The sequence below is a fragment of the Alphaproteobacteria bacterium endosymbiont of Tiliacea citrago genome (assembly GCF_964031065.1).
Classification (GTDB): Bacteria; Pseudomonadota; Alphaproteobacteria; order CAJXXZ01; family DAHXLG01.
This window is the reverse complement of the sequence record NZ_OZ034995.1, coordinates 352,079-377,453: the sequence shown is the minus strand read 5'-3', so window position 1 is coordinate 377,453 and position 25,375 is coordinate 352,079. Positions and strand designations below refer to the sequence as shown.

The 25,375-nt window shown below is 25.9% G+C and carries 32 protein-coding genes and 1 tRNA gene; 14 read left to right on the top strand and 19 right to left on the bottom strand.

The window, feature by feature from the left end:
• Positions 1-37: 37 nt before the first annotated feature.
• The 6 genes from AAHM83_RS02065 to dnaX all read right to left on the bottom strand — a co-directional run bounded on the left by AAHM83_RS02065 (position 38) and on the right by dnaX (position 4,728).
• A complete protein-coding gene (locus AAHM83_RS02065) occupies positions 38-592 on the bottom strand; it encodes a hypothetical protein (RefSeq protein ID WP_342261839.1) in 555 nt (184 codons plus the stop codon).
• Between the two features lie 127 nt (positions 593-719).
• The gene (locus AAHM83_RS02060) at positions 720-1,139 is read right to left on the bottom strand and encodes a ribonuclease H (protein WP_342261838.1); all 420 of its coding nucleotides are present in this window, start codon (positions 1,137-1,139) and stop codon (positions 720-722) included.
• 33 nt (positions 1,140-1,172) lie between these two features.
• Entirely contained in the window at positions 1,173-2,051 is an 879-nt protein-coding gene (locus AAHM83_RS02055) for a hypothetical protein (RefSeq protein ID WP_342261837.1), read from the bottom strand.
• On the bottom strand, positions 2,051-2,641 hold the full coding sequence (locus tag AAHM83_RS02050) for a phosphatidate cytidylyltransferase (protein WP_342261836.1): 591 nt from the start codon (positions 2,639-2,641) through the stop codon (positions 2,051-2,053). Before AAHM83_RS02050 ends, AAHM83_RS02055 begins: the two co-directional genes overlap by 1 nt.
• 31 nt (positions 2,642-2,672) lie before the next feature.
• A complete protein-coding gene (locus tag AAHM83_RS02045; protein WP_342261835.1) occupies positions 2,673-3,686 on the bottom strand; it encodes a hypothetical protein in 1,014 nt (337 codons plus the stop codon).
• Positions 3,687-3,732: 46 nt separating this feature from the next.
• On the bottom strand, positions 3,733-4,728 hold the full coding sequence (dnaX, locus tag AAHM83_RS02040; protein ID WP_342261834.1) for a DNA polymerase III subunit gamma/tau: 996 nt from the start codon (positions 4,726-4,728) through the stop codon (positions 3,733-3,735).
• A gap of 183 nt (positions 4,729-4,911) precedes the next feature.
• On the opposite strand from dnaX, the gene AAHM83_RS02035 reads away from it, so the two are divergent.
• Both AAHM83_RS02035 and AAHM83_RS02030 read left to right on the top strand, forming a co-directional pair.
• Positions 4,912-6,735 (top strand): hypothetical protein, encoded by a 1,824-nt coding sequence (locus AAHM83_RS02035; protein ID WP_342261833.1) that lies wholly within the window; start codon positions 4,912-4,914, stop codon positions 6,733-6,735.
• 93 nt (positions 6,736-6,828) lie between these two features.
• A complete protein-coding gene (locus tag AAHM83_RS02030; protein ID WP_342261832.1) occupies positions 6,829-7,113 on the top strand; it encodes a hypothetical protein in 285 nt (94 codons plus the stop codon).
• Positions 7,114-7,159: 46 nt separating this feature from the next.
• Here the strand turns inward: AAHM83_RS02030 and smpB are convergent, their stop codons facing one another.
• Positions 7,160-7,597 (bottom strand): SsrA-binding protein SmpB, encoded by a 438-nt coding sequence (gene smpB, locus AAHM83_RS02025; protein ID WP_342261831.1) that lies wholly within the window; start codon positions 7,595-7,597, stop codon positions 7,160-7,162.
• Between the two features lie 80 nt (positions 7,598-7,677).
• Here smpB and AAHM83_RS02020 point away from each other — a divergent pair.
• From AAHM83_RS02020 to AAHM83_RS01995, 6 genes are all read left to right on the top strand, one after another.
• Positions 7,678-7,750 (top strand) — tRNA-Lys (locus AAHM83_RS02020).
• Positions 7,751-7,814: 64 nt separating this feature from the next.
• Entirely contained in the window at positions 7,815-8,132 is a 318-nt protein-coding gene (locus AAHM83_RS02015; protein WP_342261830.1) for a hypothetical protein, read from the top strand.
• 73 nt (positions 8,133-8,205) lie between these two features.
• On the top strand, positions 8,206-8,934 hold the full coding sequence (locus AAHM83_RS02010) for a hypothetical protein (RefSeq protein ID WP_342261829.1): 729 nt from the start codon (positions 8,206-8,208) through the stop codon (positions 8,932-8,934).
• 39 nt (positions 8,935-8,973) lie between these two features.
• Positions 8,974-9,609, top strand: coding sequence for a hypothetical protein (locus tag AAHM83_RS02005; protein ID WP_342261828.1), 636 nt, complete (start codon positions 8,974-8,976; stop codon positions 9,607-9,609).
• Between the two features lie 42 nt (positions 9,610-9,651).
• Positions 9,652-10,851 carry a hypothetical protein gene (locus AAHM83_RS02000; protein ID WP_342261827.1) on the top strand — a complete coding sequence of 400 codons (1,200 nt, stop codon included), beginning with the start codon at positions 9,652-9,654 and terminating at the stop codon, positions 10,849-10,851.
• Positions 10,852-10,887: 36 nt separating this feature from the next.
• Positions 10,888-11,136: a hypothetical protein gene (locus AAHM83_RS01995; protein WP_342261826.1), complete on the top strand. Its 249-nt coding sequence runs from the start codon at positions 10,888-10,890 to the stop codon at positions 11,134-11,136.
• A 612-nt stretch (positions 11,137-11,748) separates the two neighbouring features.
• Here the strand turns inward: AAHM83_RS01995 and AAHM83_RS01990 are convergent.
• From AAHM83_RS01990 to recA, 3 genes are all read right to left on the bottom strand, one after another.
• Entirely contained in the window at positions 11,749-12,015 is a 267-nt protein-coding gene (locus AAHM83_RS01990; protein WP_342261825.1) for a hypothetical protein, read from the bottom strand.
• Positions 11,990-12,253, bottom strand: a complete 264-nt coding sequence (locus AAHM83_RS01985) for a hypothetical protein (RefSeq protein WP_342261824.1) — start codon at positions 12,251-12,253, stop codon at positions 11,990-11,992. The genes AAHM83_RS01990 and AAHM83_RS01985 overlap by 26 nt, the downstream gene beginning before the upstream one ends.
• Before the next feature lie 65 nt (positions 12,254-12,318).
• The gene (gene recA, locus AAHM83_RS01980; protein ID WP_342261823.1) at positions 12,319-13,398 is read right to left on the bottom strand and encodes a recombinase RecA; all 1,080 of its coding nucleotides are present in this window, start codon (positions 13,396-13,398) and stop codon (positions 12,319-12,321) included.
• 77 nt (positions 13,399-13,475) lie between these two features.
• On the opposite strand from recA, the gene truA reads away from it, so the two are divergent.
• Positions 13,476-14,204 (top strand): tRNA pseudouridine(38-40) synthase TruA, encoded by a 729-nt coding sequence (gene truA, locus AAHM83_RS01975; protein WP_342261822.1) that lies wholly within the window; start codon positions 13,476-13,478, stop codon positions 14,202-14,204.
• A gap of 4 nt (positions 14,205-14,208) precedes the next feature.
• Here the strand turns inward: truA and AAHM83_RS01970 are convergent, their stop codons facing one another.
• On the bottom strand, positions 14,209-15,741 hold the full coding sequence (locus AAHM83_RS01970; RefSeq protein ID WP_342261821.1) for a hypothetical protein: 1,533 nt from the start codon (positions 15,739-15,741) through the stop codon (positions 14,209-14,211).
• Between the two features lie 184 nt (positions 15,742-15,925).
• Between AAHM83_RS01970 and rpsP the strand changes: the two genes are divergently transcribed.
• Together rpsP and mnmA are read left to right on the top strand one after the other, a co-directional pair.
• A complete protein-coding gene (gene rpsP, locus AAHM83_RS01965) occupies positions 15,926-16,273 on the top strand; it encodes a 30S ribosomal protein S16 (protein WP_342261820.1) in 348 nt (115 codons plus the stop codon).
• Between the two features lie 208 nt (positions 16,274-16,481).
• Entirely contained in the window at positions 16,482-17,588 is a 1,107-nt protein-coding gene (gene mnmA / locus AAHM83_RS01960) for a tRNA 2-thiouridine(34) synthase MnmA (RefSeq protein WP_342261819.1), read from the top strand.
• A gap of 121 nt (positions 17,589-17,709) precedes the next feature.
• Here the strand turns inward: mnmA and AAHM83_RS01955 are convergent, their stop codons facing one another.
• From AAHM83_RS01955 to AAHM83_RS01920, 8 genes are all read right to left on the bottom strand, one after another.
• Positions 17,710-18,426, bottom strand: a complete 717-nt coding sequence (locus AAHM83_RS01955; protein ID WP_342261818.1) for a ComF family protein — start codon at positions 18,424-18,426, stop codon at positions 17,710-17,712.
• The gene (locus AAHM83_RS01950) at positions 18,416-20,338 is read right to left on the bottom strand and encodes a hypothetical protein (RefSeq protein ID WP_342261817.1); all 1,923 of its coding nucleotides are present in this window, start codon (positions 20,336-20,338) and stop codon (positions 18,416-18,418) included. The genes AAHM83_RS01955 and AAHM83_RS01950 overlap by 11 nt, the downstream gene beginning before the upstream one ends.
• Complete coding sequence (locus tag AAHM83_RS01945) at positions 20,284-21,129, bottom strand: hypothetical protein (protein ID WP_342261816.1); 846 nt, start codon at positions 21,127-21,129, stop codon at positions 20,284-20,286. Before AAHM83_RS01945 ends, AAHM83_RS01950 begins: the two co-directional genes overlap by 55 nt.
• Entirely contained in the window at positions 21,114-21,998 is an 885-nt protein-coding gene (locus tag AAHM83_RS01940) for a hypothetical protein (protein ID WP_342261815.1), read from the bottom strand. The genes AAHM83_RS01945 and AAHM83_RS01940 overlap by 16 nt, the downstream gene beginning before the upstream one ends.
• A gap of 126 nt (positions 21,999-22,124) precedes the next feature.
• Positions 22,125-22,532, bottom strand: coding sequence for a hypothetical protein (locus AAHM83_RS01935; protein ID WP_342261814.1), 408 nt, complete (start codon positions 22,530-22,532; stop codon positions 22,125-22,127).
• A gap of 64 nt (positions 22,533-22,596) precedes the next feature.
• Positions 22,597-22,968 (bottom strand): RuvX/YqgF family protein, encoded by a 372-nt coding sequence (locus AAHM83_RS01930; protein ID WP_342261813.1) that lies wholly within the window; start codon positions 22,966-22,968, stop codon positions 22,597-22,599.
• Positions 22,965-23,477, bottom strand: coding sequence for a hypothetical protein (locus AAHM83_RS01925; RefSeq protein WP_342261812.1), 513 nt, complete (start codon positions 23,475-23,477; stop codon positions 22,965-22,967). Before AAHM83_RS01925 ends, AAHM83_RS01930 begins: the two co-directional genes overlap by 4 nt.
• Complete coding sequence (locus AAHM83_RS01920; protein WP_342261811.1) at positions 23,474-24,025, bottom strand: L-threonylcarbamoyladenylate synthase; 552 nt, start codon at positions 24,023-24,025, stop codon at positions 23,474-23,476. The genes AAHM83_RS01925 and AAHM83_RS01920 overlap by 4 nt, the downstream gene beginning before the upstream one ends.
• Before the next feature lie 37 nt (positions 24,026-24,062).
• On the opposite strand from AAHM83_RS01920, the gene AAHM83_RS01915 reads away from it, so the two are divergent.
• From AAHM83_RS01915 to rpsU, 3 genes are read left to right on the top strand one after another with little or no spacing between them, the layout of a single operon-like run.
• Positions 24,063-24,461 carry a hypothetical protein gene (locus AAHM83_RS01915; RefSeq protein ID WP_342261810.1) on the top strand — a complete coding sequence of 133 codons (399 nt, stop codon included), beginning with the start codon at positions 24,063-24,065 and terminating at the stop codon, positions 24,459-24,461.
• Complete coding sequence (locus AAHM83_RS01910) at positions 24,461-25,117, top strand: hypothetical protein (RefSeq protein ID WP_342261809.1); 657 nt, start codon at positions 24,461-24,463, stop codon at positions 25,115-25,117. Before AAHM83_RS01915 ends, AAHM83_RS01910 begins: the two co-directional genes overlap by 1 nt.
• A 28-nt stretch (positions 25,118-25,145) precedes the next feature.
• Positions 25,146-25,355 carry a 30S ribosomal protein S21 gene (gene rpsU, locus AAHM83_RS01905; protein ID WP_342261808.1) on the top strand — a complete coding sequence of 70 codons (210 nt, stop codon included), beginning with the start codon at positions 25,146-25,148 and terminating at the stop codon, positions 25,353-25,355.
• Positions 25,356-25,375: the final 20 nt, after the last annotated feature.

The following is a 25,375-nucleotide window of genomic DNA, read 5'->3' as shown; positions in this document are numbered from 1 at the left end:
TTACTAAATTAAAATATATGATTAATTATTAATCAAATTAATTTGTTCCAAATTTTTTCAATTCTTGCTCCAAACCAGATAAAAAGTCATTGGTTAAATCAACATAAGCGATATTTAAATAATCATCATTGTAAAGATGTAAAAAATTATTTTTATCAATAGCCAAAATTTCAGTATATTTATTTATATTCTTATATAAAAATTTTTTAATATAATCTGAAACAACATAATGAAATTTCTGTTCTAATTCTTGAGCCTTTGAAATTTTATCTCTCACCTCTTTTTCCAATTCTTGAAATGCAACTTGTTTTTCTTCATTGGTTTTTTGTGTGTCTGAAACGATTGCCTGATATTTAGCTGTAATCTGTGGCCTCAAATCTTCTAACTTTCTTCTTTCTGATTCGATAAGAGACTTGATTTTTAAATATCCAACGCTCCTTGCAAATGCGCTTTCTAAACGAACAAAAGCCTTTTGTGTTGGTATTGATATTTTTTCACCATTAGAAGATTCTTTTTTTGCTTTATTATGAGCCGAAAAAACAAACAAAGAGCTTAAAAAAGTCAAAGACATAAATAATTTTAAATTTTTCATATAATGATGGTAATTTAATTTTATTAAAAATTCAAGTTTTGAAAAAAATCTAGTTATAAGGTCCAGTTAAAAGTGTTTTAATCAACAAATTTACCCACAAAAACATTTTTAATTTAAACAACAAAATTTAAGCAAGTATACTTTCTCTAGCTAATTTATCAACATAATCATGCAAAGAATTATTGTGCCCTTTTTGCCACTGCCATTTTATTTTTTTTTCTAAAACTAAACTATCTAATTTTTTCCATAAATCTAAATTTTTCACCAATCCACTTTTTGTTTTCCAATTGTTTTTTTTCCATCCATGAATCCAAGATGTTATGCCATCCATAACGTATTTACTATCAAGTACTACTTCTATATCATTTAATAATGTTAAAGCCTCGATGACAGCGGTTAGCTCCATTTTATTATTTGTGGTAAACCTTTCAAAACCAGAACCAGAGAAGAGCTGCCTACCTAGTTGATCAATAACAATATATCCCCAAGCACCTCTTCCAGGATTTCCAGAACACGCTCCATCACAAAAAACTCTAATATTTTGCATCACAAAAAGTATACAAAATTATAAAAAAAAGCGCTATTTTTTTAATGCAAAAAGCCAATTTTCTTCATTATAACTTATATCAAAAAGATTAATGTTTTCATTATTTAAATAGGCAAGCATTAAATTTTCTTGAAAATATACATGAAAATTATCTTCGCTTTCAAGTGGCTCAAAATAATTTCCAAATAAATAAATTTTAAATTGATGACGATTTAAAAAATCATAACTAAATCCCGTATCATCCTGCAAAATAACGTTGGATCTGCTAATTAAAAAATCTCTAATTTTATTAAAGTTTTTTTGTTGCAAAATATATGAAACCCCCTTTAGAAATACAGTGAAATTCTTATGAACAGATAAAATTTCACTCCAACGTTCTTCATTATTATCAGATAAATTCATTGAATAATATGTAACTTTTTTGTTTTTTTTATTCAATTTAAAATAAATCGTAAATCCTTTTTCAAAAAACTTTATATTTATATTGGTTGCTTTTAAAGCTATTAATTGTTGGTTCATTAAAGAAATCATTCCTTCGTTAAAAACAAGTTCCATTTGCTTAGTTCCGAAATATCCCATTTCATATAAAACCCTTAAATTCAAAGAAATATACCCATGAGAATCATTTGTTTTTACTATTTTACCAGCTGGCTCTAAGCCAATTATAATAAATTCATGAATATCAGGAAAAAAAATTAATGGGTAAAGAAGATCTCCACCTCCAAATGGATATAATAAAAGCTTTGTTTTCTTTATTTTTAAATCTTTTTTTTGCAATTTCGACCAATGATATATTCTTATTAATTTAGCTTTAACTCTATTATTAAACCTAGATTGTTTTAAAAAACAAACGAAATTTGCGTTGTTTTGATATATTATCATGAAAAATATTAATAAATATTTCTTGAACATTATAACAAGATGTTATAAAAAATATATGAAAGACACAAACTATCAAATCTATCGAATAAACCACCATGTCCTGGAATTATTTTAGAAAAATCTTTAATGCTTAACTCTCTTTTTAAATATGAAACTAATAAATCACCTAATATAGCTGAAAATGTTAGCATAATTGATATAAAACAGTTAACTTCTATTAAGTTATAGTAGGCAATTGAACCACAAATTATGCCGAAAATATATCCAGCAATCGTTTTATTAGGGCTTATTTTAAATATTTTTTTGCTTTTTATAAGATTCCCACCTATGTAGGAACTTGTATCTACAACAAAAGTAGAAAGAATGAATCTTAGTAAAAAAAAACCTTTTGACACAAAAAAAGCAAACGTTAAAATAATAAAAACACTAATTGTAATAAAAACTACTTTTTTTAAACGTGAAATTTTAGCTAATTTTATTGCAAAAAACACTTCAAAAAGCATTAAAAATGATAAAAAAAGCATTAAAAATTGCATTTTTTTATTAAAAATTATTATAAAAATCATTATAAAAACACTTGATAAAAATCTTTCTAAAAAATTTTTTGAAACCTTTAACATTAGTTGAATTATAAAATAAAAACATGTTTTTTTAAACAAATGATTTCTTGTCTGTTTTCTTTTGATTGTTTAAATCGTTTTTTTGTATGTTAATCAGAAATTGCTTCGTTTTTTGAATAAAGTACTGTTTCTCTCTAATCTGACGGAGTAACTGCGTCATAAGACTGCTAATCTTAGAATGTTCTATCTGTGCATCATGAAAAATTTTATCATAAACTTGTTTAAATTTTTGTGACTCCTCAACAAACAAACTATTTCCTTTATCTCCAAAAGAGTTTGCATTAAAAATTGTTATAACTTTATAGTATTTATAAGATAGATCGCATAACGGTTGAATTCTAGCTAGTAAGAGTTTCTTTTGTTCTTCATAAAAAAACAACTTTTGTTCCAGCAATATCCTTTGATCTCCTTCTAAACAAGGATCTAAATAATTAACCGGCAAAGTCTGTGATAATTCAGGCTGCGTTGATGAAAGTTTAATTGGTTTAGACTGAGCCGATTCAGTCTCGACGGAATAATGCTGTTCCCAGTAAAGCGGCACGGAATAAGGCTGTGACAAATCAAGATGTTTTAAGAAAGATTGTCTCCAATTAGGTTTAACTAAGAAATCTTGGCACCCTTGATATTGAGTAGAGGTTGATTGAAGCAAGTTAGGAGTATAAGAAAAAGCTTGTCTTGGATCTGCATTCTGTATCAAATCAGACTGCGTTAATGAAAGTTGACTTGGGTTAGACTGGACCGATTCAGACTGGGCAGAGTAAAGTTGTCCCCACTCAAGCTGTGCTAAGAAAAATCGGCTCTGGTTAGGTTGAACTAAGGAATCTTGGCACCCTTGATATTGAATAGAGATTGGTTGAAGCAAGTTAGGAGTATGAGCTTGTATTGGATCTGCAGGCTGTGTCAAATCAGACTGTTTTGATGAAAGTTGAGTTGGGTTAGGCTGGGCCGAGAAATTTTTCCTTCCTTCATTAAACGATTGGAGACCAACTGGGCTTGCCATTTTAATAAACGAACAAAATAAAACAAAATTTAATAATTTGAACATTCTCGTAATTTATATTTATATTTAAAAAACAGGTTTGTCAACAAGGTTAATTGAAGGCTTGTGCAATTTCACACAATGTAATTAAGGCTACCTCATTATACATCGATGTTTTCATTGTTTCTAAGTGTAATTTATTTAAACTTATCAAAACCTTCACTATTTTTTCTTTTTGATTAGAATTTTCATAGTTTTTTTTAAAAAAATCTAAAAGTTGTCTTATAATTGAAATAGCTACTGTCTTGTCTTCATAAAATGATTTCATTAAGACTTCATAAAGGTTTTTATAGTCTCCAGCCAAAATTAAATTAGCTATTTTTTCTATAATCTGTTCGTCTGTATATGATAAAATTTTCATTAAACTATTTTTGGTTATTTTTTTATCTAACATTGCAGCTCTGTAAAAAACACTTAAAGCTTCTCTCATTGAGCCATAGCTCACTTTTGATATTAGTTCTATACTTTCTTCGTCAATAGTTATTTCATCTGCTTCTGCGCTTGATTTTAAACATTCGCATACATTTTCTTTATCAAGATCTTGCAATGGCACACAAAAACATCGCGACTTTATTGCGCTTGATATTTTATCTATTTCTGTTGTTGCTAATATAAACCTTATTCCCTCTTTTGTTTCTTCTAACGTTTTCAATAATGCTGCTATTGCGTTTCTTGAAAGCATATGAGCTTCGTCTATAATGAAGATCTTTTCTTTTCCTGATTGTGGAACATAATTACATAAATCTAAAATTTCCCTAATATCTTCCACGCTTGTGTGGCTTGCTGCATCAAACTCTAAAAGATCTGGAATGCTTCCGTTTTGCACTCCTTTACACATTGCACATTCACCACAAACATCACCATTTTCTTCTTTTGATAAACAAAAAGATGTTGCTGCTATCAACCTTGCTAGCGTAGTTTTGCCTACTCCTGATGATCCATAAAAAATAATTGCCCTTGGCAAAAGCTTATTCTTTAAACCATTTTTTATTAATTGAATTGGAATCTCTTGCCCTATTACTTCCGAAAATTTTTTTGGCCTGTGCATTATATACTTTCAGTTTTATCATGTTTTTTTAGTTAAATCGAGTTCATGAAGTTAAAAAAGACGACAAAAAAGGCGTTATGGGGCTTAAATAAATCAGTTTTACAAATTTTTCTCCTTGTTTTTTTGCCACTTAACAAATTTTACATATCGGCATTGTAAAATAGATAACAGGAGAAACAAAAAATGAAAAAACTTCAAACAATCTTTTTATCTAGTCTTTTAATGGGTGAAAAGCTTTTATCTGCTGAATTGCAGCAACAACCGGACCGTCCTTTCGTAATACAACCCCCAAACACTAACTTAAAAGTCACCACAAAAAAACAACGGGCTAATTCTCATGTTCAACAAAATCAAAATTTAAGCGCTAATTATGACAATACGCCTCAAGAAGAACGCATAAAAACAAGTAAACTTCATAAAAGGTTTAAAAAGAAAACAAAAACTAATCAAGTTTTAAAACGCACATATATAAATTCAAAAAGCTTAAACTCAGAGCGGAAGAAAAAATTAAATAATTATTCTTCATTACCTGAAAAAACTAACAACCAAACAACTGAAGCTTCTCCCCTAGGTTCAAACGAACAAATTTTTTTTAATGATTTTATACAAATAGTAAATTTAAATAAGTTATTTGAAAATAATAATGATATAAATACCTATTTTCAAGGCTTATCTCTACATAGAGCTTCTAATCAAACAACTTGTGATTTTTTAAAAAATAAAGAACAACTTTTTAAAAACTTTATGTCACACTCCGAACAAATACTAAAAGAAAAGAATAAAAACACAAAGGAGTTTTTAATCAATTATTTAAAAAACTCATCAAAAGACGTTAATCACGATATTTTTGTTAATTTGGTAGAAAATTTACTGATACAAATTGAATCTTTTTTTGATGCTTTTGACAAAGAATTAGAACAATTATTTATCTTTTATGAAATACTTTTTTTTAACGATCTACTTCAAAAAACAACAAACGATAAAGAAAAAGCCACTTTAGAAGAAAAAATTAGAAACATTTGGTTCGCATATCTTCAAACAAATAATCATTTGATAGAATTTAAATTTTACAAAATTTCTTCTATTGTTGATTATGCCAATAAAAAAATTACATCAGTTGCTTCCTTAATTCAGGGAATAAATAACATTAGAGATTTAGATAATGAAAATTTCTTAAATTTTTTAATGAAAATTCAAGAAACAATAAATTCAAACATTGAAAACATACAAATTGATTGCGTTTTGCCAAACACCGCTAATGCAATTAATGGTTTATATTTAGCGTTGAACGATGCTTTTTCTGGGATGTTTTTATTGTCTGTTTCTAGTGCTGAAAAAAATCACAACCTAAAAAACCCCGGTTTTTCAAATTTTTTTAAGAGATATTCCTCACCTCTTACCAATGTTGGCCTTATCTCTTTAATGAATGTTTTAATGTTTAAAAATTATTCAAAAGATCCTTCTTTTAAATACTCTTTATCTATACATGATTGGTATTCTTCAAATTATAGAATTCCAAGCATTGTCAAAATCATGTCTGTTGAAGATAGAGATAACGCTATTAAACTTTTAAACTTACAAAAATCTATTATTATTAAGTTCTTAAAAAATTTTAATACAAATTATCAGACTAAAAAAATATTAACGAAAAAAGACTATAAGCATATATTAAAATTATTATCAAAACTTAAACTTATAACTAACATGTTAAACGCTTTAGATTATGATTCACAAAAAATAAATTTAGCATCTGAAAATTTAAAAACACTAAAATTTGATTTAAATAGTTTATTAGATGCTTTAAAATACGCTAAAAGAAATTCATATAATCCCACTCAAAAATTTTTTGATTCAAAGAAAAAAACAGAATCTGAAGTTATTATGAGTTTAACTTCAGAAAAAAACAACAAGAAATTAAATATTTTAACAAAAATTATTTATGAATTTTTTTACAATAGTGCAAAGCAGATTCACCATAAAGAAAAACAAAGCTGGGATTTAGGATAATAATTTATTTAACATTATTGTTAATTTATTTGAACTTTTAAATAAAATTAACTTGATATCCTTTATATTTATTAATATCTTTATAATTAGTTTATGTTTTTATTTTTTTTAATTACTATCTCCCCTGAAAATGGTCCTTGGACAAAAGAGTGTACTTCTTTAGAAGAAACCATGAGGGCTTATGTTGGGTTAGAGTCGAACAAAGATAACTCAAACGAATGCTTTGTTGCTCAAAATTATTTATTTAAATTATCTCAAATTTTTTCTTTAAAGAAAAAAATTTTTTATTATTACTCTAAAAAACAAAAAGCTTCTAAGGCCTGTCATCAAAAAAAATATTTTTATTGTGATGGTGAAATTTTTGAAATTTTGAAATAATTTTTTCATTGGTTATTTTTTATTGTATATATTTTAAGAGAGTTTCTTACTTAGAAATCTGTTTTAACAAACTTTCTTTCTCTTTTTTTTGATCTCTTTCTTTTATTGTTTGTCTTTTATCGTATAGTTTTTTTCCTTGCCCTAATCCACACAACAATTTTGCATATCCTCTTTTATTAAAAAATAATTCTAATGGCACTAATGTTAAACCTTTTTTTTGAATTTTTGATATTATTTTATTTCGTTCTTTTCTTTTTAACAAAATTATTCTATCTCTTTTATTTTCATGCTCTAAATTTTTATAATTTCCTATGTGTAAATTATATATCCATAAATGCGGAATTTTATATCCCAAATAAGAATCATTAAAACTTAATTTACCTTCTCTTATTGCTTTTATTTCACTTGATAATAAAACTATGCCAAATTCAAATTTTTCTAAAATTTCATATTCGAATTTTGCTTTTCTATTAAGTATTTTCATTTATATCTTTTTTTTATCATAATTTCTTTATAATTTTATATATTTGATTTTTTCAGTTTTTTATGATATTGCTTTTATTAGGGCGCTTAGCTCAGTTGGTAGAGCAACTGACTCTTAATCAGTGGGTCATAGGTTCGAATCCTATAGCGCCCACTTTTTTATCAAAATTATTTTTTAATTTTATGGATTATTTAATTTTTTAGTTTAGATTCAATTCATGAAAATATTTTTCAATCCTCTGTTTTTATCTTTTTTTTTATTTATTTTTTTTTATAATGCTCCAATTGATTTAACATCTGCATCATCCTCTCGCTCTAGTTTGGCAGATTTTTCTAAAGTTCATGAAGCTCAAAAATTTCAACACAATACTCAAGGCAAAGGAGAACAATTTCATTCAGAAGAAACAACCTCTTCAAATGGGCCATCAAACACAAAAAAAAGCTTTGTTTTTGCTTTGTTTGTCTTGTTAACTGGAATTGCTATATATAATGTTATCTATCAAGATTTTTCACCTTCAAACGATATAAATATTTAAATTTATAAAAAACTTTTCCTTTATTTACTTTAATTTAATATAAAATTTAAAATTTATTGATACAATTTTCTTCATGAAACTTTATGTTCATTTTTTATTGTTTTTTAGCATACAAGCCACAAATAATGAACAGTTTATCAAAAAAGCTTTGCCCAACCTTGAAGATCTTGATAATAAAGAGCATTTTTTTTTCAAATTGTTTAAAAATCAACAAAACAGTCAGTTTTTAGCCATAAAACAACTTTTAATTGATCAACAAAACAGCATCTTTTCTTTTTTACAGTTAGATGAAGATCAAATTTTTTCTGAGCATTCAAAAAAAATAAATTTTTTAATGCAATTAATTGAAATAAGAAAGCTTTTATTCGTTAATAATTTTTTGACATTAAATGATACCGATAAGAAAAATAAAATTTTGAAAATTAAAAAAGCAATTACAAATGAATACCTATATAAAGATATCGTTTTTTCTTCTAACGTAGATTTTAATATAAAAGATAATGTTTCTTATGCTCAATATATTGGCCTAAAATTAGAAAAAGATTATTGTCCTGTTATAAAAAAAATAAACAATGAGCTTAATAACAAGGAAACTAAATCTATTATAAAGGTTAGCTCTATTTTAATCATGATTTCTGCCGCTTCTGCTTTAATTTACTTCTTTATATTAATTCAAGCTGTTACTATTGGTGATAAAAAAAATAAAAGACAGGTAAATATGAACTCGTCAAATGATGAGCTATTGGAAAATTATTTTAATAATTCTGATGAACCTTTGGTTCCAGAATCTTCATGCTTTTAAAATATTTTAAATTACATTAATAAATAGTATAATTTCACAATGAAACATTTTTTATTTTTTTTACTAAATCACCATTTATTTTCTACTAATTCTGGCACAAAAAAAACTAGTATTTCTTCTATCAAAACTACAACACAAAAAACATGTATTGATACTAAAGCCATAGCCAAAAAAACAGGTCTTGATAGTAAACCTATAACAAAAGAAGCTCTATTCAAAAAAATTTTTGTTGATCCCAAATACAGAAACGCTCTATTCTTAAAAGCACCAGAAACCTTTACAGAGTGGGTATATTTCATAAAAACCTTAGATGCTCTTTTAATTGTTTTACGATTAAATATATTGACGAACAAAGATCCTTATAAAGAAGACTTTTACATGAATTTAATTCGCTTTTTAGAGGATTTCACATCTTTTTTAAATTTCGAAAAAGATGAATTTTTCATTGTGCCAGAAATGAGATTAACACTTCCAAACAAAAATATAACCAACAAGTTCAAAAGCCCGGATATGTTTGAAAGATTAAGCAAAGAAATTTTTGAACACGTTGATAGATTTATTACTTTGTTAAAAAGCTCACCAGAATTTTTTCAACCCCTTATAAAAGAATCACGTTTTAATGATCATCTAACAAAATATGAAATTTTAAAAACAAGCATCAAAATAAATAAATAAATAATAATAAAAATTTAACTTCTATATGAAAATATTAAATTTATGAAAAAAACAATGTTTTTTATTTTTTTTAATATTTCAAGCTTAACCGATTGTCTTCAACAAAAATTAGAAAACAAAAAGAAAACTTTAACAACTGAAGAAAGTATAAGAAAAAGAATTACAGCTTTTATAAACACAGCAAAATCACCGCAAATAAATGAAAAAACTTTTCTTAATTATCCATATATAAATACAATTATTTTGAACATTCCAGATTTTGCTAATAAAGAATATTGGTTATCAGAGCTACACTCATTAAGAAGAGCTATTTATTTATTTAAAATAAATCAAAAGAAGAGCCAAAACTTAAATTTAACTGATACTTACAATTCATTTATAAAATTTAATTTAGTTGAGAAATTAGAACCTTTAATACATAATTATTTAGCCTCTTTTTTCTTAACACAAGAATCTTTGGTTGAAGATTTTTTAGACAAGCAAAAAAAAGATGAGTTTAACGAACAAACACAAATAATCAAACATGTTTTTCAAAAAAATAAATTTTTTCCTTATTTAATGGATCTTATTTGTACTCAAGTTAATGCTTTTGGAAGCAATTGTTTGCTAGATAAAAACGATGATAACACTATAAAGGTACATAATTTAAAACTTAACGAGACTGTTAAGGAAGTTAATTTTTTTACATCAGAAGTTTCAAAACAGTATCAAAATTTATATAACTCAAAAAATCAAATATTTACAAAAAACACTCAAAATGAACAACAAGTTCATTTTAACTTAATAGAAAAATTAAATAATTTATCTAGGTATCCTGTTTTTTTTGATAAAGAAAAATTAACAGAACAAGAGTTATTTGAACAAGTTCTTGCTAAAATTATACTTTCTTTTTGTGAAGAATATATAGAAGAACTTGATTTTAACAAAAAGGATATACTTGAAACATTTTTGTTAATGGAGACTTTTGAAAAAAAATATTTAGAAATAAAAATAAAAACCGAAAAAGAAATGATAGCCTCAACACAAACAGAACAAACGTTTTTTTGTCATGAAGATCAAAAAGGAAGGCCATACTTAGTCTCTTTACATAAAAATGAAATTGCTGAAACTTCTGCAATAACACAACAAAAAACCAAAAGAGTTTTGACCAAATATGATTATTGCTTGTTGGGGTTTTCTATTGTTATAATAGCTACACTTATATATCAATATAAAAATCCAAACAAAATTAATAATTTATAAATTTTTTTTTTATAAAATAACAATAAGAGGTAAAAAATGAAAAAAATAATAATTGCTATTTTATCATTAAATTATTTATGTGCTCCTAAACCTTCAACTACTAAAAAAAACAACTCACAAATTATAAAAAATTGTCTAAAAAAAGGAAAAGGAAAAATGTTCCTAAAAATAGAAATAGACAATCTTAAAAAACAGCTAGAGCAAGATAAAATTGATAAAAAAAGTCAAAATCATATAGAAATTGTAGAAAAAGTAATTTATAATTTAGAACAACATTTAAAATAAAGATTTTTTTATAAACTAATTATATTTCTTTTTGCTTCAAGCTGTTCTATAAGTTGTTTATCTTCTATTCAAAAAGGGATTAAAGGAATCTAATTTTTGTTGATTTTGCCAATAAACACAACTTTTGCTGAAAAATTTAGCTCTTTTTCTTTAAAACATACTGATTTTAACCATTAAAAACCATTTTTTATTAATTTTTGCAATATTTTCATAGTTCAATTACTTCGTTTTTTCCAAAAATTGTCTGACTTTTACTAAATTTGCACGATTTTTCATTTTGTTTTTTACAATCAATCTATAATCTCTTATAATCTGATCCTGTTGCTCCTCATTATCTGGTTGTTTAAGATCAAATGAAAAAGTAAAAGGGAATTTTTATTTCGTCTTCCTCTTCACAAATTAATAACTCATCGTCTAAACAGCCTTATCTAGATTTTGTGTTTTCACTAAAAACATTTTAAACTTCATTTTTTTTGTTTTTTTTCAAAAAACTGCCGAACAATTTTAATAAACAAGCTTTTACCTCTTCTGTTTCTGCGAAACTTTTTTCAAGACTTGATTCTGATGCAGAACCGAAAGCGACTTATCCAACTTCTCTTCTGAATCATATTCTTAGTAAACATTTTTAATTTTTCCTTCCAACTCGGAAAAAGATCCATCAAACGATCTATTAGAGACTACTCTCATTTCGTTTTCTGGTAATCCTTTTGAATCAGGTAAGGATTCCTTTAATAAATCAAACCAACGATTAGATAAAGTATTGGATAAACTATTGCAAAAAACATTGCAAGATTTAAAAGTTTCGTTTTCTAAAATTTTTGAATCATCATAAGTTCCAGATGTTGAATTTCTTCTATTCGTTATCCTCGCCTTCTTCATCTTCTTCACTCTCTTCGTCTTCTTCATCCTCATCTGCTTTTGCTTCACGTAATGCTTCTTCAATTTTAGATAAAAGCTCTCTATCTGCCATTAATAAATTTAATAATTCTGAACTGTTTTTACCAACTAGCTCATCTTCAAACATTATTCCACCTAAATCTTCATCTTCGGTTAAAACATCATATTCCAAAGCATCTGCAATTAATTCTTCAATTTTTTTCTTCATTTCTGTATTCATAAAATTCTCCTAAAAAAAATTGTAACTTAATTAAAATAAAAAAACATAAATGTATATTCTATAAATTATTTCTCAATATCTTCTTCTGAAGACAATCCGGTTACATCATCTTCTTGATCTTCCAATTCATTTTTAGAGTAATCTTCATTGATCATAAGACCAATACTTTGTTTTGCTTTATCTGTTATTTTATCAATTAAAGATTGAGGTGCTGTTTTCATATATAAAATTGCAGCATCTCTACCTTGACCAATTTTTTCATCGCCAATTGAATACCAAGAACCTGCTTTTTTTATAATATCAAAACTTAATGCATAGTCGACTAACTCATCAACCTTAGAAATACCAACGCCATACATAATTACTGTTTTTGCCACTGCTCCTGGGGCAAAACACTTGTTTTTTATAATTCTCAAAGCAATTTCTCGGCCAATAACTTTATCGTCTTTTTTTATCATTGTTAAAGGCTTAACTTTGATTCTAACAGATGCATAAAATTTTAAAGCAACACCACCTGTTGTTGTCTCTGGATCTCCAAACATTACACCAATTTTTTGACGTACTTGATTAATAAAAATAACCAAACAACCTGTTTTGGAGATAGATCCTGTTAACTTTCTAAGTGCCTGACTCATTAATCTAGCTTGAAGACCCATATGGCTTGCACCCATATCTCCTTCTAACTCAGCTTTAGGAACTAAGGCTGCAACGCTATCAATCACTACACATTTAATGACCCCTGATCTAACTAAACTATCAACAATTTCTAACGCTTGTTCACCACTATCTGGTTGAGAAATAAGTAAATCTTCAACTTTTACACCTATTTTTTTAGCATAATTTATATCCAAAGCATGTTCGGCATCTACAAAAGCACAAATTCCACCTTTTTTTTGCGCCTCCGCAATAACATGCAAAGCTAACGTTGTTTTACCAGAACTTTCCTCTCCAGAAATTTCAACAATTCTACCTTCGGGAAATCCACCAATTCCAAGGGCACAATCTAACGTTAATGATCCAGTAGAAATTGCTTCCATTTTTTCGATTTTTTTATCTCCAAAACGCATAATGCTGCCTTTGCCAAAAGCTTTTTCAATTTGAGCCATAGCAGCTTCTAATGCTTTTTGTTTTCCATTGTCTATCATAGTAATATGTTAACAATTTTTTTTATTTTTAACAATTTTAGGATTCTTTTTGGTTTAATGATAAAGTTATTTTGCAAGTGAAATATTTATTAGAAATAGCTTATGATGGTGCAAATTATAAAGGTTGGCAATTTCAAAAAAACGAACGAACTATTCAAGGAATTTTAGAAGAAAAATTAAGTGTTATTTTGAGGGACAACATAAAATTACATGCGGCTGGAAGAACAGATACAGGTGTTCATGCAAAAATGCAGTGTGCTCATTTTGAAATTTTGAAAGAAATTAATAAAGAAAAAGTCAAATATAGTTTAAATTCTCTTTTAAAAAATGAAACAATAATTGTTATTAATATAAAAGAAGTTGACAATGTTTTTCATGCTAGATTTTCTTGTTTAATGAAAGAATATAGATACAATCTTTTAATTGGGGAACATGATGTTTTTTTAAACAATAGATATTGGTTAGTTCCGAAATTTGATATAGAAAAAGCACAGGAGTGTGCAAATTATTTTGTTGGAAATCATAATTTTTCAAGTTTTAGAGACTCTCAATGCCAAGCTCTTTCACCAGTTAGAACCATTAAATCTTTTAAATTTGAACAAAAAAATAAATCAATAACAGCAATAATTCAAGCAAAATCGTTTTTACATCATCAAGTTAGAATCATGATTGGAACTATATTCGAAATAACTTCAAAAAAAGAAAATTCAAGCAAAATAATGCTAATTATAGAACAAAAAAATAGAAAATTTGCTGGATTAACTGCTCCAGCTAAAGGGTTGTTTTTGGAAAAAATACAATATTAATTTTTTAACAACAACAAGAAGTTTTTTTTACCTTTTGAGGTTGCGCTAATTTGGGATAATGAACATCAGGATTCTTTTTTTGAAGTTTGCTGTATGACTCTTGTGCAATTTTCATGTTTCTTATGCCAGTATTCACCAACTCCCTTACTTCTTGAGTTACAAACAAACGAGAATTATTCTCAAACAAGTAGCTAACTGTTGGATGTTTTTTAATATAAGACGCGTTGCTTGCTTGTATATTGCTTATTTCTTGACGAGTCATTTTTTGCAAATTATTATATTGTTTCTTTTTCTCATCATCAGATATTTTGGTGTCATTTAACAACTCTACTTGATCTTTATATAATTTCATTTCCTTATTGTTAATCTCAACCACGTTTTTTGCATAATAATGAGCAAATTGAAAACCATTGTTGTTGCCAATACTAATTTCATTGACATACGGAGTCTCTTTTATTTCTGCTTTAATGATAAACGAATTATATCCGTCTTGAGTTTGTTCTGTGTTTTGTTTTTTAATAGATTGATTAAAGGCAGCGGCACAATACATCAAATTGCCAGATGGTTGATCAAACTTAATTTCAGTCCCTAATAGGCTTTTAATCAAAATGTTATCAGCTTTAGAGAAAAATTCTGCAATTTCTTTATGATCAAAAGTTTTAATTTGGTTTAATATAGCATTTGATATTAAACCATCTAAAGTCTTACCATTAGTGTCAGTATTTGTAGTTAATAATGTGTCACTTTCTATGCCTTTTATTACTTTTACAAAATCATCCACTTTAAAAACAAACTTCATCTTTATAACATCAGATCTTTCATTAATTTCACTATTAAAATCCAATTGACAAAAAGAAACTCCATCCTTGTTTTTAAAAAGCCGTATTACAAAATTTTTTTCATCTAGTTTAATTTGTGCGATACTTGTCCTTTTTGTGTTGTTATAAAATTTCAATCTTAAAAAATCGCCATTTAAATCACACGTAACCTTAGGATTTGTCAATTCAAAATTACCTTTTAAATCATCAAACAAAGCTGTGTTTTTTATTGAAAAATTAGAACCTACCAATGGTTCATGATTATCAAAAGTCTGCAACATTTCGTTTAAAGCCTCTCTATATTTTTTAACATCAACCTTAAAGTAATCCTTATTCTCAGCTTCTGTTTTGTGTGTTTGACGAAGCTTTTCAAGCTCTTTAACAACCTTTTTTTTAGCTTCTTTGATGACCGACTCAGGTAAAAAACGTAATTTTTCACCCAACAAATTAAACAAAACTTCTTGCTCTTCAAATGAACTAGCTTCTTCACACCAACTTATTATTGTTGCATTAACAGATAAGGCTGGAGCTTTTCGAACTATTGCTGTTGAAGTTACACTTCCGTGAATCGTTGAGTCTCCTCCAGCGACATTAAGTTTTTTGACAAAGCTTCGCAAACTAGCACTACTGCTTTTATTGCTTTTCTCGCTTTTATTGCTTGGCCCTGCAACTATATTAGATGCTATTAATGACAATAATAATTTTGAGTATTTTTTCATGTTTTTTCCTTCTTTTGAAAGTTTATTTTTAAAAAGTAAAATTTATATTAATTAATTATATTCTTATAAATATAATATGAACAAGTTAAAAAGTATTAAAAAACGTTAATTTTTTATCTTTTTTTTTCAAAAACATTGCTAATACGTTGTGTTGTTTTGTTTTTTTTGGTTTAATATTTTGTATATGCTAAGAATTAGACTAAGTAGAGGTGGTAGGGTTCATTTACCAATGTACAATATTGTTGTTATAGAACAATCCTTCAAAAGAGATGGTAAATTTGTTGAAAAAATTGGCTATTATCAGCCAACGCTTAAAAACACTGATCCTTTTAGACTAAACTTAAATGCAGAGGCTTTTAAAAAATGGGTTAATGTTGGAGCACAACCTAGTGAAAAAGTTGTTAAGCTTGCTAGTCAATTAGGAATTGTTGAAAAAAAAGAAGTTTCAAATAGACCTAAAAAATCAACTCCAAAGAAAAAAGCACAAGAACGAGCTAAAGAAAAAGCCTCGAAAACTTTAGTAGAAGGATAATTTATTAATCAAAGTAAAGTTTTTTTTGCTTTTTTTGCTCTATTTTTTAAAAACTTGTGACTTACTCATTTAAAAAAGAATATATAAATATGCTTATAAAATAAAAAAGGAACCTAAAAAATTTTTTTAAACATCGAAAAACAATTAAAAATTTTATACAATTAATATTGTATGATAAAGAAAAATTTTTACAAAATAGTTGGTGTTTATGTTAGAACTTTATATTGAAAAATTAAAAAAAAGTTATCCTAAAAATAGTAAGATCGTTGTTGCTATGTCTGGTGGAGTTGATAGCTCTGTTACCGCTTCTTTAATTCATCGGGCTGGATTTGAAACAATTGGTATAACCCTTCAATTATATAGATCTGGGGACCCTTCAAGAAACAAAACTTGTTGTTCTGGCAAAGATATTAAAGACGCTCAAAATGTTGCTTTTCAAGAAGATTTTAAACACTATATTTTAGATTATACTCAAAAATTTAAAGAAAAAGTTATTGATGATTTTGTTGATACTTATGAATCTGGAGCTACCCCTATTCCTTGTGGTCGTTGTAATCAATATATTAAATTTGGATATTTACTGGATTTTTGCAAAACAGTTAATGCTGATTTTTTAGTTACTGGACATTATGTAAAAAAAATACAAAATGAACTTTTTAGAGGTGAGGATACATTTAAAGATCAATCATATTTTTTAGCCTTAACCACAAAAGAACAGCTTAAAATGCTAGACTTTCCTTTAGCTTCTATTAATAAATCAGAAGTTAGAACTATGGCAAAGGAACTTAATTTAGTTGTTGCTACAAAGTATGAAAGCATGGATATTTGTTTTATTCCTGATGGAGATTATAAGGGCTTTTTAAAAAGAATGAGACCAGAAATTTTCAAACCTGGCAATGTGATTTCAGATAATAATGAAATTTTAGGAACCCATAATGGTCTTGCTGGATATACTGTTGGACAAAGAAAAGGCCTTAATTTACCAAACGGACCTTGGTTTGTTAAAGAATTAAGAACAGATTCGAATGAACTTGTTGTATGTAAAAAAGAACAATTATATGAGCAATGTTTTTTTGTTAATGAAATCAATTTATTAGTTGACGAATCTTATTTTGAAAACAAAGAAGTTCAAATTCAAGTGCGCTCTAGACAAACTCCGGCTTTCGGTATGTTTTTTGTTAAAGAAAAAAAAGTTGTATTCAATTCACCTCAAGAAGCCATATGCAAAGGACAAATTTGTGCTTTTTATAATGAAAACCAACTACTTGGTGGGTGTATTATAGAAACTGTTAAAAACAAAGATTTTTTTGCTTAAAAAGAGAGATTGCTTTATTTAGACATAACTACATTGTTGTTAGACCAGCTACTTTTATAAAAAACATCAATAAAAAACAAGGTTATTGGTTATTAACAAAAATAGAAGTTTTTTTAAATTTTCACTTTATTCTTCTTCCTATTGAAAGTAACTTTATGCCTTTATTTTGTATATTCTTAAGCGTTTTTGCACATTCAAAAATAGTTGCCCCGGTTGTTATTATATCGTCTATTATTAATATTGTTTTGTCTTTAATAAAGAGTTTATATTTTTTATTAAAAATAAAAGCATCTTTCACGTTTGTTTCTCGCTCTTTTTGAGTTTTATTTGCTTGAGTATATGTGTTTTTTGTTCTTTCAAATAAATCATGGATACATATTATTTTTGCTTGTTTTGCAACGGATTTTGCTAAGATTAAGCTTTGATTATAACCTCTTTTATATAATTTTAATGAGTGTAACGGAATTGGTGCAATTATAAAAGATGAGTTTACCATGTGTTTAATTTTTTTAACTAAAAATGAACAAAAAACATCTGATAAATAAAAATCATTGTTGTTTTTTAGCTTTATTATGTGTTTTTTTAAAAATTCATTATATATGAAGGCACTAATCATTTCATCAAAAAAAGAGTAATCTTTATCGATACAAACACTACAAACATCAATTTCTTTACCAACATAACTTAGGGGTTGTTGGCATTTTTTACAACCTAAAACTAAGTGTTTTAACGAAGAAAAGCAAGAAAAACACAAATTATTTTCTTCATTCATTTCTCCGCAAATCTTACACCTTTTGGCAAATAAAAAATCACATAAATTGCGAAAATTAAAATTCATCATATAAACTTAAAATTTTTTCTTTTTCTTTATCTATATCTTTAAAAATTTCTTCGATTTCTGCAAAAGAAACTTGATCTACTAAAGAAACAGAAATTGAGTATATTGAAAAAACCCCTTGTTCTGGAGAGTTTTTTATGCCCGATCCAATTTTTATTTGCCAAGACTTTGTTTTTAGTTGGATCCCACAGTTTATATATGTATGTTTATTATATAAGTTTGACTTTTTAAAAAAAGACTCTTTAAAATGATACGAAGTTAAAAATTGAAATTTTAAACACTCAGAAAATGTGTATAAAATTTCCAATAAAATTTGATCTTTATATATTTTTATACCATAACATTTAGAATTTTCTAAAAAGACAAAAGAGAAGAAAATTTTTTCACCTTCTCTTTCTATTGAAATACTATCTAAATATTTTTGAAAATTTGCTAACTCTAAACCAAATCTTTTATTGTTTTTATAAAAAATTTTTAAATCAAAATCTTTAAAAGAACAAACACAGTCTCCACCTAAATCTAAAATAAAATCATCATCTATTTTTTTTTCTTTTTTAACACAATTTATAAAATCCATAATTTTTCCATCTGCATTAAAAAAAACAGAAAATTTTATGATGTTTTTATCCAAACGAATAATGGGAAGATCTAACTTCATTTCTGTGCTTAATTTCAAATTTTCTTTATCTAATTTAGTATAATCCTCTTTTTCCATAAATTTGTAGCTTAGTTTTCCCTTTGTATCAAATAAGAACATGTCAACATCTGCATAAATATTTTTCATTAAGTTAAAATTAGCAAAATTATCCCCATCAAAAGTTTTTTCTGCTGTAATATTAAAATATTTTGAAAAATCTAAAATCCATGTCAAAGAGTTTTTGCTGTTTCTTTGTAAAGCGTTTAGCTTTAAAATTCCAAAATTAAAATAAGCAAACCCCCAATAGTATTTATCTAAATGCAAAAAATTATGATAATTCATATTTTTCCAAAGTTTTTTATTATATAATTCATTGTTAAAAACATAAAAAGCTGCGTCTAAAAAATTATTGTTTGATTTTAAATTTAAAACAAAGTTTGATGGAGAGATTTGTTTGTTTTTTGTACAATTTTTATTACGTGCATATGAAACACATCTTTCTATTTGAGCATTAAACTCAATATTATGCTTTAAAGATCTTACTTGAAAAATAGAACCTAAATCTTTCCAATAAAACATTGGATAAAAAGAAAAATCAACGTCTTTATTTTCCGATAAAAAATAATATCCAAAAGAAAAATATGTTTTTTCTTCAAAATCTTTAACCAAACCAGATGTTGCAAACCATCCGCTTCTTGGCGTTTTACTAAAATTTAAGTTGAAAAATTTTAATTTAGTTTTTCCTATTCCAAATTTGTTATCTAAAAAAATAATTTCATTTTTTTTTGCATCATAATTAACAAACTTTGAACTTGCTTTCCATCCCATTGCTTCACTAGAGCCTGTTTCTAAATTTAATGCTGATAATTTTCCAACGTTTGATATTTTTTCAGCTTTAATAAAAAAACCCTTACTGTTTTGTAATTTTAAATTATTTATAACATAGGTTTTTTCAAATAAAGAAATCTTAGAAATGTTTAAAACCCAATTAGAATCATAGTGCATCATACAATAAATTTTTTCAAATATGGATTCTTCTCCCACAAACGAAAAAAAGACTCTTTGAACACTACCTTTTATATTTCTATTTTTTTTAGGTTGGATATCGGTTTTTACTTCTTTTATAAAAACCCCTTCTTCTGAACAATCTGCATCTAAAAAACTTATATTAGGATGCGTTTTTGAAACATCCGAAATTAAGAAAGAGAAAAAAAAAACAATTAAAATAAAATATTTAACAAAGCTATAAAAAACCAAAGAAGTATATTGCCCCATAACATTACGATACAATATTTTAAGGGCAAAAAAAATGCTAACAAATCAAACCAATTGAAAAACAAAAAACACATCGAAAAAAACATAAAAGATTTATCCCATGCTACAAAAAAACCACACATTAACATTATTAAAACAACAAAAAATCTTGAATAATATATGTGCTTTTGCTTATAATAATTTTCTGTAGAAAATTTGTTTTTATTCATATATTCTTTATATTCTTCTAATGAAGCTTGTGACATTTTTTTTGTTTCATTCCACACAATATAAAAATCTTTTTCTTTTACAACAGATTCGTTTTTGTTTAATTTATAATGATTTAATTCATCCCCTTGCTTAATTTCCCAAACATCGAAATAATTTTGATCTTTATAAATGAATTTAATATTTTTATCTTTTCTTTGTATTGCCCATTTAGAAACATACTTTTTAGCTTTAAAAGCTTTATCATTAAAAGGAACAATAAAAAAATAAAAAAAACTTGAAATTAAAATAGTTAAATAAAGAAACGAAAATACAAAATCTTTCTTTTTTAATGTCAAACTGATAAAAATCCAAACTCCATGAATATAAATTATTCTTTTTATCGATATATAACTGCCTATAAAGGACAAAACACCTAGCATTTGACCATATCTAAATGGAACTTTTAATAATGATTCTAAAAACGAAAAATGATCTGATAATAAAAAATCTGAAAAAAAAATAATAGGAAAAAACAATAAAACAACTAAAAAAAATATTTTAACGTACTCATAAAACAAATATTTTTTTAAAAATCCAAACATTTAATTACCATATAAAAACTAACAATAATTGTAAAATAAATTATTATAAATGTTAACCAATTCAATTGAATAAAGCCCATTGCGTTAGCTAATAAAATTATAAAAGAAAAAAAGTTGATAAATTTAACCAAATAAATTTTAGAAAAAATCAAAACAAACATTAAAAAAGCCACTAAAAGAGTAACCAAAAAAATTTTAATTCTAATTAGCACCTCTTGCCAAGAGTTTAAATCAAAAAAAGCTAATTTGTCAGGAATTGTAATTGAGTCAAGGTTTGCTTCTATAGCTGCACTTTCAAAAGTAAAATTAATTATATCAGAATTTATCAAAACTTTTCCTTTAGATTTTTTTAATGTCAACATTAACAATTTGTTTTTTTCAATAGAAATTTTTTCTATAACACTGAAAAGATAGTTTTCAACGTGCAACAAACAACCAACTAATTCATTTTTATTTCTTTCGTAAATTGAAACATTCATTCTTAGCTCTGGCACGTTTACTACGTGCCTTGGTTTTATGCTGTGAAAAACTTTGTTTTTATATAACTCTAAGCCTCTTTTTTTTAAAAAAACATTTGACCTTGGAACAATAAACAAATCATTGAAAACAAAAAAAATTCCAAAAAAAACACAATTTAAGAAAATTATTTTAAAAATTTCTTTAGAAGTAATGCCTATTTGAATAAAAAAAACTTTTATTTCGCCCAAAATAAAATCATTAAATAAATTAAAAAAAACAGATAAGATAAAAGATATAATTGTTAAAAAATTAAAAAATTCTAAAATCGATAATCCTAATAAAATAAAAAGATTGTCTATGCCAAAATTAAAACCTTGCATTTGCATTAAAAGAGTTGGAATTAAATTCATCGCAGCAGTTACACAAAACACGCATTGAAAAATAACACAAAACTTTAATATTCTTTTGATATAAAATGAATATAAAACAAACAAACTCTTAAAATTTTAACATATATTTATTATAAAAAAAACAATTTATCTTTTTAAGATAACCTTCCAAAAACTCATCATTTTTGTCATACAATTGATATCTGTTATTAAATCATATAAAGAAACTCCATTAAACCTTAAGACACTTGAATGTAGCTCTATTTTTTTATCTAAAAACTCCATAAGCTCTCGACCTTTTGGGGTTAAATCCATAGACTCCTCTCCAATATCGTTTAAATACTCCTTAAGTTTTTCTAAATTTTTTGCTTTATCTACATTCGCACCATGACTAAACATTAGTAAAAAGAAAAGCCAGCCATCCTCTAACTCACCTTTTGTGAATTTTTTCACTTCAATATCAATAATATCTGCTGCATATTCATATGTTTTTAAGCATACAGATAAAAAATCAATATAAAGATTGAAAATTTCAGTTCTTTCTTTCGCTTGCATATAATAAAAATATCAATTAATTGTTATATTTTTATAAAATACATGGTTATAATTTATTTAACTTTTAAAAATTTTTTAACATATTTTTGTCTAAAAATTTCTGTAAAATCCAAGCAGCACTTGAAGCATCTTCGTCTTTTGAGCCAAAAACCTCTTTTGTGCTAAATCTTTCATCTTCATAATATAAAGGAACTTCATCTATTTCTTTTATAATTGCAGAAACCCAACTTTTTACTCTTTCACATTGTAAACCAGGCTTTCCATTCATTAATATTGGCCAACCAATTACTAAGCATTTGGGGGATAATAATTTAAGTTCTGTAATTAATTCTTTAAACGAATACACAGTTTTGTGTGGTATTGCAACCATTAGTTTATCGTATGCTTTTGCTATTCCAGTTTTTTTTCCTAAATCTAACCCAACTATTAACTTCATTTTAGATCTTTCAAAATAAAATTTTTTTCATCCTCTGTTAAAAAACCATTGTTATAAAGATTTAAAGTTTCTAAATAAACCTTAATTCCATTTTTTGTATTTTGATTTAGAGAGCCTTCATTTAGTTTTTTATAAAAAAAAGAAAACAACGAAGATAAATCATTTGAAAAATTTTTATCTTCATTTAAATAATGCAAATCACATCTTGTGTGTATTGTAAAATTTGTAAAATTAGAAATATGAATAATGATTTTAGAAAAACAAGGAAGGTCTTCAAAAATTTTTAAAAAAACAGATTGCTTGCTTTCGCTTAAATTATTAAAAAAATAAATCACTCCAACTTTGTTGTTTAAAGAAGATTCATTTATGAATTTTTGAAAAAAATGAATGTCTTCAATCAAAGCATCAGTTGGCAAAATAAAAAGATCTTCATTTTTAACAAAATTTGTTATCCATATTTTTGCAGATTCCACCCCTCCTAATAAACAAATTGGTCTCTTTTGTATCATAATTTAACAACACCTTGCCTTAAAATTTTCATTGCTCCCCCATCAAAAGAAATAATAGTGGAAGGAGCTTGCTTTATTGTTAAGTCCGACTCAATACCATCTAAATTAAATTTTTTTTGAATATCTTTAAAATAAAAAATATTTTCTTCATCAGAGATGTTTGCGCTTGGCATAACTAATGGCTGATCAATAATTTCTAAAATTTTTAGTAAATCTTTGTTGTTAGGAATTCTAACAGCAACAGAATCATTAACAAATTGTAATTTTGAGTTTGTTTTTTTTTTTAGAATAATGGTTAAACCACCCGGCCAATGTCTTTCCATTAAAATGCGAGCCTGATCTTCTATAACGCAATCTTTTTCAATCAATGCTATATTGGCATAATGAACTGGCATAGCTTTGTTATAGTTTCGTTTTTTTAAATCAAAAACTTTTTTTACAGCAAAATAACTATAAGCTAAAGCGCCTATGCCATATAAAGTATCAGTTGGCAGTATTAAAACATTTGATTTTTTTAAAGAATTAACCGCTTCATCAATTGTTAACATAATTGAATTATACAAAAAATAATTGTATTTTAAACTCATGTTAAGATTTTTTTCATTTTTTATACTTTGTTTTTTAAACACAGCAAAACCAGTTGTTCGCATATCGAATAAAAAGTTCGGAATAAACTCATATAAAACATTTTATATAAAAAGCATTAAAGGGCAATTATCAGATAAAGTACAAAAACAATTAAATGAAAAATATTGGAAAGGAAGTAATGAAAAAGACAATGAACAAATAAAAATAGAGTATGAAATTTTTGAATTTTTAGATTTTTTATATGTGAAATGTACCATTACAATTAACGGCAAAAAAAAATCCTTTACAATAAAAAACAAATATTCAAAGAACAAAGACTGGAGACATGATGATGAACTTATTGAAAAAATATCTAAAACTATTAACGAACAAAGTAATTTTTTGGTGTGTAGATAATGATTACGTGGTTATTGGGAAAAAATATAAACGTAGATTTAATTTGGCAAAATTATGAAAATGAAATCATTAAAAACTTAAACTTGGTTCAAAACATAAATTTGTTTGAAGAAAAAAAATATAAGTATATTTATGATAAAAAAGATTCTTTTTTCTTTAAAAACAGAAAAAGAGAAATTCAAAGCGAACTAATAGTAAAAGGAGTTTCTAAAATTGATAAGGATATAATGCATGATAATGATATTATCATAGACATTGATTCTCAAAACGATAAATTCTTATTTCAATTTTTAATAAAGTTAACAAAAATATCATTTATACAAGAGGAGCTTTTTTTTATTTCAAAATTAACAAATTTAAATGATTTATCAACAATAATCAGTTTAAAGAAACTAGAAATTAACCACACACATTGGAATTATTTCTTACAAAAAGAACAACAAAATTGGTTTAAAATGCTAAAAGAAAATATTTTATTAAAAGAAGGGGTGTTTTTTCCAAATAAAATTATTCCAATCATGATTTATGCAATTAACGCAAAAGTAACACAAAAAGCAACACTATTATTTATTCAAAGCAAAATAAAACAAGGAAGCCAAATATGGCAATTAACAAAATTTTGGGAATCTTGCTTCAAAAGCTTGCCCAATATATAAAATTTGCATATTATTTTATATAAGGAGAATGTTGTTGAAAGTAGCAGTAAAAGATGGTCAAGTTGATCACGCGAATAGAATTTTAAAAAAAAGAATGCAAAGATCAGGTTTGTTTGATTATTTACAAACACATAAAAATCATGTGCCAAAAACTCAAACCAGAACCGAAAAAAAAGCTGAAAAATTAAAAGTCATTGCAAAATATCTAAAAAACAGAATGAAAAGAGAAGGTTACTAAACACAACTAAAGAGATCCAA